The 12656-nt window shown below is 71.7% G+C and carries 11 protein-coding genes; 7 read left to right on the top strand and 4 right to left on the bottom strand.

Going from position 1 to position 12656, the window contains the following annotated elements; translation table 11 throughout:
- On the top strand, nucleotides 1-2817 hold the full coding sequence (locus H4N64_RS35420; protein WP_186286642.1) for an NHLP bacteriocin export ABC transporter permease/ATPase subunit: 2817 nt from the start codon (nucleotides 1-3) through the stop codon (nucleotides 2815-2817).
- Here the strand turns inward: H4N64_RS35420 and H4N64_RS35425 are convergent.
- Both H4N64_RS35425 and H4N64_RS46530 read right to left on the bottom strand, forming a co-directional pair.
- Nucleotides 2805-2999 carry a hypothetical protein gene (locus H4N64_RS35425; RefSeq protein WP_186286643.1) on the bottom strand — a complete coding sequence of 65 codons (195 nt, stop codon included), beginning with the start codon at nucleotides 2997-2999 and terminating at the stop codon, nucleotides 2805-2807. The genes H4N64_RS35420 and H4N64_RS35425 overlap by 13 nt on opposite strands.
- A 203-nt stretch (nucleotides 3000-3202) precedes the next feature.
- The gene (locus H4N64_RS46530) at nucleotides 3203-3532 is read right to left on the bottom strand and encodes an effector-associated constant component EACC1 (protein ID WP_186286644.1); all 330 of its coding nucleotides are present in this window, start codon (nucleotides 3530-3532) and stop codon (nucleotides 3203-3205) included.
- 114 nt (nucleotides 3533-3646) lie between these two features.
- On the opposite strand from H4N64_RS46530, the gene H4N64_RS35435 reads away from it, so the two are divergent.
- From H4N64_RS35435 to H4N64_RS35445, 3 genes are all read left to right on the top strand, one after another.
- Nucleotides 3647-5149 (top strand): MFS transporter, encoded by a 1503-nt coding sequence (locus tag H4N64_RS35435; protein ID WP_186286645.1) that lies wholly within the window; start codon nucleotides 3647-3649, stop codon nucleotides 5147-5149.
- Between the two features lie 93 nt (nucleotides 5150-5242).
- The gene (locus H4N64_RS35440) at nucleotides 5243-6268 is read left to right on the top strand and encodes a Ppx/GppA family phosphatase (RefSeq protein ID WP_186286646.1); all 1026 of its coding nucleotides are present in this window, start codon (nucleotides 5243-5245) and stop codon (nucleotides 6266-6268) included.
- Nucleotides 6269-6458: 190 nt separating this feature from the next.
- The gene (locus H4N64_RS35445; RefSeq protein ID WP_186286647.1) at nucleotides 6459-7262 is read left to right on the top strand and encodes a VOC family protein; all 804 of its coding nucleotides are present in this window, start codon (nucleotides 6459-6461) and stop codon (nucleotides 7260-7262) included.
- A gap of 167 nt (nucleotides 7263-7429) precedes the next feature.
- Here the strand turns inward: H4N64_RS35445 and H4N64_RS35450 are convergent, their stop codons facing one another.
- On the bottom strand, nucleotides 7430-7864 hold the full coding sequence (locus H4N64_RS35450) for a protease inhibitor (RefSeq protein WP_186286648.1): 435 nt from the start codon (nucleotides 7862-7864) through the stop codon (nucleotides 7430-7432).
- Nucleotides 7865-8188: 324 nt separating this feature from the next.
- Here H4N64_RS35450 and H4N64_RS35455 point away from each other — a divergent pair, with 324 nt between their 5' ends.
- The 3 genes from H4N64_RS35455 to H4N64_RS35465 all read left to right on the top strand — a co-directional run bounded on the left by H4N64_RS35455 (nucleotide 8189) and on the right by H4N64_RS35465 (nucleotide 10834).
- Nucleotides 8189-8761, top strand: coding sequence for a hypothetical protein (locus H4N64_RS35455; protein ID WP_186286649.1), 573 nt, complete (start codon nucleotides 8189-8191; stop codon nucleotides 8759-8761).
- Between the two features lie 138 nt (nucleotides 8762-8899).
- Nucleotides 8900-9589, top strand: a complete 690-nt coding sequence (locus H4N64_RS35460; RefSeq protein ID WP_186286650.1) for an alpha/beta fold hydrolase — start codon at nucleotides 8900-8902, stop codon at nucleotides 9587-9589.
- 75 nt (nucleotides 9590-9664) lie between these two features.
- Nucleotides 9665-10834 carry a lactate 2-monooxygenase gene (locus tag H4N64_RS35465; protein WP_186286651.1) on the top strand — a complete coding sequence of 390 codons (1170 nt, stop codon included), beginning with the start codon at nucleotides 9665-9667 and terminating at the stop codon, nucleotides 10832-10834.
- Between the two features lie 260 nt (nucleotides 10835-11094).
- Here the strand turns inward: H4N64_RS35465 and H4N64_RS35475 are convergent.
- The coding region (locus H4N64_RS35475) for an RICIN domain-containing protein (protein WP_260860168.1) at nucleotides 11095-12656 on the bottom strand (1562 nt) is incomplete at its 5' end.

The following is a 12656-nucleotide window of genomic DNA, read 5'->3' on the forward strand; positions in this document are numbered from 1 at the left end:
ATGACCTCCGTGCACGAGGGGGACCTGGTCCTCCATGCCCTGGGCCAGTCCGGCACGCGCATCGACTGCGCCGGGTTCAACCGCCTGGACCTGGAAGGCCCGCAGGTGCTGTGGCTGGTCGCGTCCGGCGCCGTGGACCTGTTCGCGGTCGACGCCGAACAGCAGGGCCACTGGCACCACTTGGGCCGACTGGAGGCGGGCTCACTGCTGCTCGGCCCGGTCGCCGGCCCCCAACACACGCTGGTCGCACGCCCGCTGCGCGACTGCGTGGTGCACCGCATCGGGCTGCGCGAGCTGTACCAGCCCGCCCACACCCAGACCTGGTCCTACGACGAGTACGGCAACCCGCAGTACGTCCCGCCGACGACGAGCCCGCTGGAGTACGCCCTCGCCCTCGGCGTCGGCCGCAGCCTGTCCATCCTCTTCCAGGCGCCGATGGCCACGGAAAGGGCCGCCGAGCTCACCGATGACGACGTCTTCTGGATGCAGGTCCCGCCCGGCAGCGTCCAGTACGGCTCCCTGTACGGCCAGGAGGCCGCCGCCGACCTGCTGATGGACCCGGCGGTCTGGCAGTCCATGGTCGACCAGCAGTACCGCCTGCTCACCACCCTCGACCGCTGGATCGAACAGCTGGAGCGCACCCACGAGACGCGCACCGCTGAGGGCATCAGGGCCGGTGAGGCGGTGCGCGCCCAGGCCGACCGGACGCTGCTGGCGTCCATCGGCAAGCGCGGCGACAAGCGGACGACGGCCGCCGACGCGGACGCCAGTTACGCGGCCTGCAAACTGGTCGCCGAGGCGGCCGGGATCGCGCTGGCCGAGCCCGCGCAGAGCGGCACGGAGAGCGACCGTCTCGACCCGGTCGAGCGGGTGGCCATCGCCTCCCGAGTCCGCACCCGGGCCGTCCGCCTCGACGGCCGCTGGTGGCGGGACAACGTCGGCCCGCTGGTGGGCCACCGGGCGCTCTCCGGCGCGCCGGTGGCACTGCTGTGGCGGCGCGGTGGGTATGTCGCCGTACACCCGGCGACCGGCCGCGAGACGCCGGTCGAGAAGGCAAACGCGGAGGAGTTCGAGCCGCGCGCGGTGATGTTCTACCGACCGCTGCCCGACCGTGCGCTCAGCCCGCTGAGGCTGCTCAGGTTCAGCATGCGCGGCACCGGCGGGGATCTCACGAACCTGCTGCTCAGCGGTCTGGTGACGGTCGCGATCGGTGCGCTGGTGCCGGTCGCGACGGGCAAGGTGCTCGGCCAGTTCGTGCCGAAGGCCCAGACCGGGCTGATCGTCCAGGTGTGCCTCGCGGTGATGGTCAGCAGCGTGGTGGCCGCCGCCTTCATGCTGCTGCAGAACCTGACCATCCTGCGCATGGAGGGCCGTATCGAGGCGACCCTCCAACCGGCCGTCTGGGACCGGCTGCTCAGGCTGCCGACGAAGTTCTTCACCGAGCGCTCGACGGGCGAGCTGGCGAGCGCGGCGATGGGCATCAGCGCGATTCGCCGTCTCCTGGCCGGAGTTGGCCCCACGGTCGCCCAGTCGGTCACGGTCGGTGCGATGAACCTGGGCCTGCTGCTGTGGTACAGCGTCCCGATGGCGCTCGCTGCGATCGGCATGCTGGTGGTCATCGCCGCCGTGTTCCTGGGGCTCGGGCTGTGGCAGGTGCGCTGGCAGCGGCGTCTTGTGGTGCTCGGCAACAAGCTGAACAACCAGGCCTTCCAGACCCTGCGCGGACTGCCCAAGCTGCGGGTGGCGGCGGCAGAGAACTACGCGTACGCCGCATGGGCCGCGCAGTTCGCGCGCAGCCGTGAGCTCCAGCAGAAGGTCGGCCGGATCAAGAACCTCACCACGGTGCTGGGCGCGGTCTATCTGCCGCTGTGCACCCTGCTGATGTTCATGCTGCTGGCGGGCCCGGCGCGCGGCTCGATGTCGGCGGCGGCGTTCCTCACCTTCAACACCTCGGTGACGATGCTGCTGACCTCGGTCACCCAGATCACCGGCGCGTTCGTCTCGGCGGTGGCCGCGCTGCCGCTGTTCGAGGAGATCAAGCCGGTGCTGGACGCGACCCCGGAGGTCCGCACGGCGAGCACCCGTCCGGGCCCGCTGACCGGCGCGCTGGAGGCCCGCCGCCTGTCCTTCCGCTACTCCGACGACGGCCCCCTGGTCCTGGACGACGTCTCCTTCTCCGTCCGCCAGGGCGAGTTCGTGGCGATCGTCGGCCCGAGCGGCTGCGGCAAGTCGACGCTGCTGCGCCTGCTGATCGGCTTCGACAAGCCGGTCTCGGGCAGTGTGCTGTACGACGGCCAGGATCTGGCGGCGCTGGACCAGTCGGCGGTACGCCGCCAGTGCGGTGTGGTGCTCCAGCACGCGCAGCCGTTCACCGGCTCCATCCTGGACGTCATCTGCGGCACCGAGCCGTACACGCCGGAGGAGGCGATGGCGGCAGCCGAGATGGCGGGCCTGGCCGAGGACATCAAGCGGATGCCGATGGGCCTGCACACCATCGTCTCGGGCAGCGGCGCGATCTCCGGTGGCCAGCGCCAGCGCCTGATGATCGCGCAGGCGTTGATCAGGCGGCCACGGATCCTGTTCTTCGACGAGGCGACGAGCGCGCTGGACAACGAGACGCAGCGGACGGTGATCGAGAGCACGAGGGCGCTGAACGCCACACGGATCGTGATCGCGCATCGGCTGTCGACGGTGCTGGACGCGGACCGGGTGATCGTGATGGAGGACGGGAAGGTGGCGCAGGAGGGGGCGCCCGCGGAGTTGCTGGCGGACACAGGTGGGCGGTTGCATGAGCTGGTGCGGCGTCAGTTGGCGTAGAGATCGGTCGGGTTCTCGGCTACGGCGCCGATGACCACGGGGGTGCCCGCGTACGAGGGGGTGCCGTCGCTGCACGGCTGGATGTCGGCGACGATGCACGAGACGTTTCCTGGGCCGCCGGCGCGCAGGGCGAGGGAGATGAGATCCTCCATCATCTCCTGAGGAGTCAGGCGGACCGCCATGTGGGAGGCCGGTGCACAGCAAGTACCGGTCACCTGCCCGGACTTCGCAATGGTGCAGATACGGGTCGGCAGGCCCTTTCGTGCTCAGGGGCCGACCGTGGTCACTAGTGATCCGTGTGAGCCTCTTGTCCCGGAAGAGGTAGGCACGCGAGTCCAGGACGGCGGCGGATCTGTCGGGCGCGGCGACGGTGTCCATGCGCCCGCTACCGTTCGAGTTCCGCCAGCAGCCGGGCCGCGGTCTCGGGATCCTGGCCGGAGAGCGTGACCTTGACGCCGTCGCGCTCGAAGGTGATCTCCGGCCGGGCCGGACGGGTGGCGCGCCAGGCGGCCCGGGCCACGGCGAGGTTGGCGAGCTGGAAACCGCTGTCGAGCACGAGCTGGACGCAGTCGAGCGCCGAGCCCATACGGCCGGGTTCGGGCTGCTCGGCCCGCACCTCCACGCGGGCGCCGCCGCGCACCCGCGGATCGTCCCGCAGCCATAGGTAGAGCGAGCGCAGGGCCTGGCGGCAGCAGTTCCGCGTGCCCCGCCCCACACCCCTAGCGAAACGTTGCCGTTTCGCTGGAACTGCTCTAGCCTCAATGTGTACGAAACCGTTTCGTTTAGGCGCCGGTGTCGTCCTGACGACTTTCCCTGGAGTGGTTTCCCCATGTCCCAGAAGACTCTGTCCGACAGCGCCGAGGTGCGCGTGGCCGAGGAGCCACGCGACGCCTCGGCCAAGCAGTGGTGGATCCTCGCGATCATCGCCGTGGCACAGCTCATGGTGGTGCTGGACGCCACCATCGTGAACATCGCCCTGCCGTCGGCCCAGGCCGACCTCGGCTTCTCCGACGGCAACCGGCAGTGGATCGTCACGGCGTACGCGCTGGCCTTCGCCTCGCTGTTGCTGCTCGGCGGCCGGACAGCGGATCTGTTCGGCCGTAAGCCCGCCTTCCTGATCGGGGTCATCGGCTTCGCCGGTGCCTCCGCGCTCGGCGGCGCCGCCACCAGCTTCGAGATGCTGGTCACCGCGCGCGCCCTCCAGGGTGTCTTCGGCGCGCTGCTCGCCCCGGCCGCGCTCTCCCTGCTCAACACCACGTTCACCGACGCCCGCGAGCGCGCCAGGGCCTTCAGCGTGTACGGCGCCATCGCCGGGGCCGGCGGCGCGGTGGGCCTGCTGCTCGGCGGTGTGCTGACCGACGCCCTGGACTGGCGCTGGACGCTGTACGTCAATGTGCCGATCGCCCTGGTCGCCCTGGTCGGCGGCTGGCTGCTGCTGTCCAACCACCGCGACGCGGCGAACTCCAAGCTCGACGTGCCCGGCACGATCCTCGTCGCCGCCGGTCTGTTCGCCCTGGTCTACGGCTTCTCCAACGCCGAGACCCATGACTGGGGCTCCCCGCTGACCTGGGGCTTCCTGCTCGCGGGCGGAGTGCTGCTGGCCGCCTTCGCCTGGTGGCAGACCCGGGCCGCGCACCCGCTGCTGCCGCTGCGGATCCTGCTCGACCGCAACCGAGCGGCCTCCTTCCTCGCGGTGCTCATCTCCGGCGCGGGTATGTTCGGCGTGTTCCTCTTCCTCACCTACTACCTCCAGCTCAACCTCGGCTTCAGCCCGACGAAGACGGGTGTCGCCTTCCTGCCGATGGTCGGCGGGCTCATGGTCGCGGCGCAGGTCGGCACCACGGTCCTGGTGCCCCGGATCGGGCCGAAGGCCGTGCTGCCGCTGGGCTTCGCGATCGCCACCGCGGGCATGGCCTGGCTGACCGGGATCGACGTCGGCTCGGACTACCTCACGGCCGTGCTGGCCCCGCTGATCATCATCGGCCTCGGCCTGGGCCTCGTGATGCCGCCCGCCATGCAGCTGGCCACCGGCGGGGTGGCGGCCGAGGACGCCGGTGTCGCCTCCGCGACGGTCAACGCCATGCAGCAGGTGGGCGGTTCGATCGGTACGGCACTGCTCAGCACGCTCGCCGCGAGCGCCGCGACGGACTACCTCGCCGGACGGGACGCCACCAGCCAGGTGGTGCAGGCCCAGGCGACGATCGAGAGCTACACCACCGCCTTCTGGTGGTCGGCGGTCCTGTTCGCCGCCGGCGCGGTGATCTCGTTCTTCCTCTTCCGGCGCGGAGTGCCGGAGCAGGACTCCTCCGCCGCACCCGTCGTCCACATGTGATCGTTCGGTCACCTGGCCGAAGAAGGACCGCCGTCCGCAGGGAGACGGCGGTCCTTCGTTCGTTCCCGGTGAAAACGGGGTACTCACGGCGCCATGCGAATCAGCGTGGTGGATGTGGGCTCGAACACGGTCCGGCTGGTGGTGGCGGACGCCCAGGACGGCGTGCCGCTGCCGGTGCACACCGCCAAGTGGCGACTGCGGCTGTCCGAGCACGTCAAACCGGGGGACGCGATTCCGGAGGAGGCCGTCGAACGGCTCGTGGGCGCGGTCGCAGAGGCGAGCAGGACCGCGACGCGGTGGCGGGCGGCCGATCCCGTGGCCTTCGCCACGGCCGTGGTGCGGGCCGCCCCGAACCGGCGAGAGGTGCTGTGTGCGATCCGGGCGCGGACCGGGGTGGATCTGTGCACCCTGCCGGGTGAACTGGAGGCCGAGCTGACGTTTCTCGGGGCGCGGCGGTGGATGGGCTGGCGGTCGGGGCCGCTCGCGCTGCTGGACATCGGCGGCGGCTCGCTGGAGGTGGCGTTCGGCCGGGGCCGGCTGCCGGACTTCGCGGCCTCGTTACCGCTCGGCGCGGGACGGCTGACCCATGAGTTCTTCGACGGCGACGATCCGCCCTCGCCCGAACGGGTACGGGCGCTGCGCCGCAAGGTGCGCCATCAGCTGCGGGACGTCGCGGCCCGGATCCGCTGGGAGGGACCGCGCACGGCGGTGGCGACCTCACGGACGTTCCAGCAGCTGGGCCGGTTGTGCGGGGCGGCGCCCGGGCGCGACGGCCCGTTCGTGGAGCGGCTGTTGCACCGCCGCGACCTGCGCGCGGCGGTGGACCGGCTGGCCGAACTGCCCGCCGCCGAGCGCTCCCGGCTGCCCGGCATCTCCGCGCCGCGCGCCGCGCAGAGCCTGGCCGGGGCGGTCGTCGGGCACACGGCGATGAAGCTGACCGGCCTGCGGACGGTCACCGTCTGCCCCTGGGCGATCCGCGAGGGAGTCCTGCTGCGCCACATCGAGGACGGCGCGTCCTGGTGGGCGCGGGTCGCCCACGGCGGCGAGGAGCCCGCACCGCTCGATCCGGTGCCCCTGCGCGTCGCGGGAGCGAACGGCAGAGCGGGCGGGACGAGCTGAGAACCGGGACCGGAGGCCGGCGCGGTCGGTGCTGTGAGGGAATTGACGGCCGCGCGGGCGATGAGTTCCGGGGGCGCGAGGGGTCCAACCCTTCGAGAGGCACTCACGTCAGCCTGCCCGTCCGTCCGTCGTGCGCGGCGGAGGGGCCGGTGCCAGGCTGACTTGGCACGGACCTGCGAAGGGAAAGCTCATGATCACCACCGACCCCGTCCCCGGCGTCCCCTGTTGGCTCGACCTCGGCGCCCCCGACGTCCCGGCCGCCGCGGCGTTCTACAGCGCCGTGCTCGGCTGGCAGTACGAGTCCATGGAGGGTGGCGGCGAGGACATGGAAGGCGGCATGTTCCGCAAGGACGGCAAGATCGTCGCCGGGCTCGGCAAGCTCACCGAGGAGGGTGCGCGCTCGGCCTGGATGATCTACTACAGCGTCGCCGACGCGGACGCCACCACCCAGGCGGTCGAAAAGGCGGGCGGCACCGTGCGGGTCGCCCCGATGGACCTCGACGAGTGGGGCCGTATGGCGCAGTTCAGTGATCCCCTGGGCGGCCAGTTCGCCGTCTGGCAGCCCGGCACGAACTCGGGCGTGGAGCTGGTGGACGCGCCCGGATCGCTGTCCTGGACCGAGCTGTACACGACCGACACCGAGGGCGCGAAGAAGTTCTACGGTGATGTCTTCGGCTGGCGGTACAGCGACATGGAACTCCCGGGCGGCGGGGGCACGTACTCCCTGATCACCCCGGAGGGCCTGCCCGAGGAGCGGATGCAGGGCGGCATCATGGGGCTGCCTGCGGAGCACCTCTCCCTGACCGGCGGGAAGCCGTACTGGCACCCGGTCTTCGACGTCGAGGACTGCGACGCCGCGCTCGCGCGGCTCACCGAGAACGGAGGCAGTGTGCAGATGGGCCCGGAGGACGCGGAGGGCATCGGCCGGCTCGCGGTGTGCGTGGACCCGTCGGGCGCGGACTTCGTGGTGCTCAAGCCGGCGCCCAAGGCCTGAGAGCCTGAGAGCCGGTGTGACACCGGCTCTGGTCCGAGGTGCCGGCCGGGCGGCCCCACTCCGCCCGGCCGGCCCCCGATACGAGATCACAGGCCCCGCGACAGGACACGCACTCCCCAGCTGCGGGCCGCTGCACTTGTTCACGGAGGCCATGCGATCCCGGTCCCTCAGAACGCGAAGACGCTCGCTCCGAGGGAGCTCTTCACGCACTCGTTGGAGAAGGTCCGCTCATAGGAGACGCGCTCCCCTCGCCAGACGCCGTCGACCGTGACGACGACGGGGTCGTACTCCCTGGTGCACAGCATGTCGTCGTCGCTCGCGAGTGCGTCGAAGTCCCCTTGGGCGGCGCGCAGTTCGGCGCAGGCCGGGCCGGCCGCCGGGTGCGTGCCGGAGGGCGCGGGGGCGCAGACGAGGGTGACGGCGCGCTCCGGGGCGGCGAGCGCCGCGCTCTCACCGTGCGCCACGGTGAGCACGAGCGCGGAGGGGGCGTAGAGCGAGGCGGGCGCGTTGCCGGGGGCCGCGGGGGCGGCTCCGGCGAGGGGGCCGCAGACGGCCGCTGCCGTCAGGCCGAGGGCCGCTGCCCAGCGCGCGGTGTTCCGCATTGTGTGCATCCTTCCGCTCGAATCGGGGGTGTGCCGGAGCCCGCCCGATCGGGCCGGAACCGGCGAGCGCGAGTCTGCCGAGTCCGGCGCCGGAACACACATCGACCCCACGCGTTTCAGTAACCTTGCGTATTGAATCAGTGGCGTGAAGTAACGGAATTCGAACGTTCCAACCCCTTGGTCGGGCGATTCTTGATCGCCCGAAGCAGCCAAGTGGCCGAATTCCATGCGCTCCTTAATAGGCCTGAAACATTCCGATTCCGCTCTCGGCCGATCTCGGCGCGACCCCTTGTGTTCATGTTCGAGCGGAGTAATCGTCATTACATGATTACGAAGGACCAGCGAGAGAAACTGCGCGGCTGGTTCGCCGGCCGCCTGCCCGACGATCTCTTCGAGCGGCTGACCGAGGTCACGGTCGACCGCGAGGAGATCACGGTGATCGGCCGCATCCCCGAACCCCGGCTCGCCGAGGACGCCTCGGCCGCCGAGCGGGACGCGGCCGTACAGGGCCGTGTACAGGAGTTCCGGGAGCGCACCCGTCAGGCCCGGATGGCGGTGGCCCGCGAGGCCGAGCACAAGTTCGGCCGGAAGGTCTCCTGGGGCGTGGAGTGCGGTACCGAGCGCGCCCTGTTCACGCATGTCGCCGCGCCCGTGATGACCCGGCTGCGCCAGCCCGAGCGCCAGGTGCTCGACACACTGATCGCCGGCGGGGTGGCCCGCAGCCGGAGCGAGGCCCTGGCCTGGTGCGTACGGCTCGTCCAGCGCCACACCGACGACTGGCTCACCGACCTGCGCGAGTCCCTGGAGAACGTCCAGCGGGTACGGGCGCAGGGCCCCGACGCCGAACCCGGGACTCCGGTGGAGGACTCATCCACGGACAAACCGAAAGATGGATGAACCGTCATCCCTGGGGGTCTCCGCGCTGCTCGGCGTGCTCAGGGTGCGCGGTTGGCCCGGTGATCGGCGTCCCGGTGCCGCCGATCACCGGGCCCGGCGCCGAGGGTCAATGTCAGACCCGTCGGTTACGTTGCGGGCATGACTCACTTCGTGCTGGTGGCAGGTGCGTGGCTCGGGGCGTGGGCGTGGGACGAGGTGGCGGCTCAGCTGCGCGCCGCCGGGCACGACGTCCATCCGCTGACGCTGTCGGGCCTCGCCGAGAAACGGGGCGTGCCCGCCGGGCAGCAGGCCCATGTCCAGGACATCGTCGACGAGGTCGAGCGGCTGGATCTGCGGGATGTCGTCCTCGTCGGGCACAGCTACTCGGGTGTGCCGGTGGGACAGGCGGCGGAGCGGATCGGTGAGCGGCTGGGGCGGGTGGTGCTCATCGACGCCAACGTCCCGGTCGACGGCGAGTCGTTCCTCTCCGGCTGGCCGAGCGGCCCCGTGCGGGAGGCCATCGCCGCGCACGACGGCTTCTGGCCGTGCCCGGATCCGGCCGAGTTCGCCGGCCAGGGGCTGACGGACGAACAGGTGGCGAGGTTCGTCGCCGGAGCCACGCCGCACCCGGGTGCGGCGCTCACCGAACCGGCAGTCCTGTCCCGCCCGTTCGGCGAGCTGCCCGGCACCTACGTCAAGTGCCTCCTGGACGGCGAGGAGCCGTGGGGCGCGGCGGCCGAGCTGCTCAGGAGCGAGCGCTGGAATCTGGTCGACCTCGACACCGGGCACTGGCCGATGTTCTCGCGGCCGCGCGAACTCGCCGGGATCCTGGAGGCGTCCGCGACCTGACCGACCGCTCGTCCCTACTGATCGGTATGGTCTGCGTGCTGCGCGTTCTCAGCGACGAGAGGCGGGATGTACGACATGGCCGAGCACTGGGCGGACTTCCAGTACGAGATCTACCTCAACGGCATGACGGGTGCCGTACCCCGGCTGCCCACCGATCTGACCCGGCTGGAGGAGCTGACCGAGCAGCGCCTCGGCCCCGGTCCGGTCGGCTACGTCGCCGGGAGCGCCGGGGACGGCAGTACCGCCCGTGCCAACCGGGCCGCCCTGAAGCGGCGCCGTATCGTGCCGCGCATGCTGCGGGACGTCCACGAACGGGATCTGTCCGTCGAGGTGTTGGGCCGCGCCCTGCCGGCGCCGCTGGCGCTGGCCCCGGTCGGCGTGCTGTCGATCATGCATCCGGACGCCGAGTCGGCCGCCGCCCGTGCCGCCGCCGCGCAGGGCGTGCCGTACATCCTGTCCTCGGCCTCCAGCACTCCCCTGGAGCAGGTCGCCGAGGCGATGGGGGACGCCGAGCGCTGGTTCCAGCTGTACTGGCCCAAGGACCCCGAGGTGGCCCGGAGTTTCCTGACCCGGGCGAAGGCGGCCGGGTACACCGCGCTGGTGGTCACCCTGGACACGCCGTTGCTGGCGTGGCGGCCACGCGACTTGGACCAGGCGTATCTGCCGTTCCTGCACGGGGTGGGCACCGCCAACTACTTCACCGACCCGGCCTTCCGGGCGGGCCTCGCCAAGCCGGTGCACGAGGACCCGAACGCCGCGGTGATGCACTTCGTCGGCCTGTTCGCCGACCCCGGCAAGACCTGGCCGGACCTGGCGTTCCTGCGGGAGAACTGGGACGGCCCGATCGTCCTGAAGGGCATTGTGCACCCCGACGACGCGCGTGCGGCGGCCGACGCCGGGATGGACGGGGTCGTCGTCTCCAACCACGGCGGCCGGCAGGTGGCCGGCTCGATCGCGGCGGCCGACGCGCTGCCCCGGGTCGTGGAGGCGGTCGGCGACCGGCTGACGGTCCTCTTCGACAGCGGGATCCGCACCGGCGACGACATCTTCAAGGCGCTCGCCCTCGGCGCACGGGCGGTGCTCGTCGGACGGCCTTACGTCTACGGGCTCGGGCTCGACGGACAGGCCGGCGTCGAGCACGTCATCCGCTGTCTGCTCGCCGAACTCGACCTCACCCTCGCCCTGTCCGGGCACGCGGGCCCCGCCGGCCTGAGCCCCGCCGACCTCGTCGAGGAGTCCCTCTGACCGCCCCGCACAACGACCTCGCCGTCATCGCCCCGCACGTCGGCGGCCGGAACGTGGGAGCCGGACTCGCCACGCTCTGCCCCGCCGAAGCGAACGTCACCGTCGTGGAAACGGCAGACGAGGACCCGGCCGCGCTGCGCGCCACGCACGTGATCATCACCGGGCCCTGATCGACCAGGACGCCCTGGAGAAGGGCGCCCTGGCCGGGTCGGGCATCGATGTGACCGGGTTCCTGTCCGGCAACGCCCCCCGGGACGTGGTCAGTCAGCGCGGGCCGATGGCGCGGCGACCGACAGCGAGCCCGGGTTCGCCGACTCCCCCGGATCGGCCAGCCAGCGCTGGGCGTCGGAGCCGTCACGGACCTTGACTACGATGTCAGAGCCCGCTTCGCCGTTGGTCGAGGCGAGGGCGAGCTGTTCGTCCCAGCGGGGCAGCAACTCGCCCTGCACGGTGAGGTCGTAGCGCACATCGTCCGCACGCTCGTCGTCCCCGTCGGCGCACCGGCCGAGCACCACGACCCCGGCGTCCACATGCGAGTCCAGGCACAGCCCGGGCTCCGCGGCGCTGCGCAACAGCCCGTCCTTCTCGTACGACCACTGCTGGCTGTCCGCCGCCGAGCAGGTCGCGAGCTCGGCCCCGGCGCCGACCTTCGGCTCGTCGCGGATGTCCAGGCACAGGTCGGCCTCGGCGTTGCGCAGCCGGGTCTGCCGTGGCGGGACGGGGAGTTGGGCGGTGCCCGGGGGTGCGGTGGACACCGTGGGCGGGGCCTCGGCGCCGGTGCCGTTGGTCGCCGAGGCGGCCGGACCGGTGCCGTCGTCGTCGGACCAGACACTGGCGGCGAGGACCGACGCGAGCAGCCCGGCGGAGGCGATGCCGACACCGGTGAGCAGCACCCGGGACGGACGCGGCCCCTCCGTCGTCCTGCGCACCTGCGCGGGGATGCGGGGCAGCAGCCGTCGGCGGCCGCCGCCGTGCCGGGCCGAGCCAGGGGGGCGGGGGCTCGGCCTGGTGCGGCCGGGGCGTGATTCCAGATAGCGGCGGGCGCCCCAGCCGAGCACGGATTCGGCGAGCAGCGTGCCCAAAGCGCCCTCGAAATGGCTCAGTTGTTCGGCGGTCGAACGGCAGTAACGGCACTGGGAGAGATGCTCCTGGACGTCCGGCAGCAGGGCTCCGCCGCGACGAATGGGGACGTCGAGGAGGCGGTTGTAGAAGCGGCAATCCTTCGTCGGCGCGAGTTCCCGATGCGCGAGGACACAGCCTTCACGGAATTTTTCACGCGCTTGTTCGAGTGCGACCGACGCGGTGTCGGTATCCATGCCCAGCAGTCCGGCGGGCACGGTTATCGCTTCCGCCTCCACCTCGATGTGCCACAGCAGACACCGGGCCAGTCCCGGAAGCGCGTGGAATGAACGCCCGGCCAACTTGCGATTTTCCGGTGTCATGGACTTCGCGGCCCGCATACCGCGACCGCCGGCCGGTTTCCCGAGATCCGGCAGGACGGCCGATATCCGCTCCTCGGCCGCCCACACCCGGACCGTGTCCCGCACGGCGACCAGCAGCCGGGGCCGCAGCGCCGTACCGGGTTCGCCGAGCGCCAGCCGGTCGAGGACCTGATGGAAAGCGGCGGAGGTGACCATGGAGGCGACCTGTGCCCGCGAGGCCAAGCAGATCGCCGCGTATTCCTGAGCGGGCTGCCAGTGTCGCGCCATCAACAGGGCGACCGTATGGGCCGTCTCGCCGTCCGGTCTGCCTCTGAGGCGGGCGGCGAGGCCGTCGTCCGATTCCTCGGGGGCGCCGGCCGGCGGGGGGTAAGGGGGGCGAG

The sequence above is a fragment of the Streptomyces cupreus genome (assembly GCF_014257025.1).
GTDB lineage: Bacteria > Actinomycetota > Actinomycetes > Streptomycetales > Streptomycetaceae > Streptomyces > Streptomyces cupreus.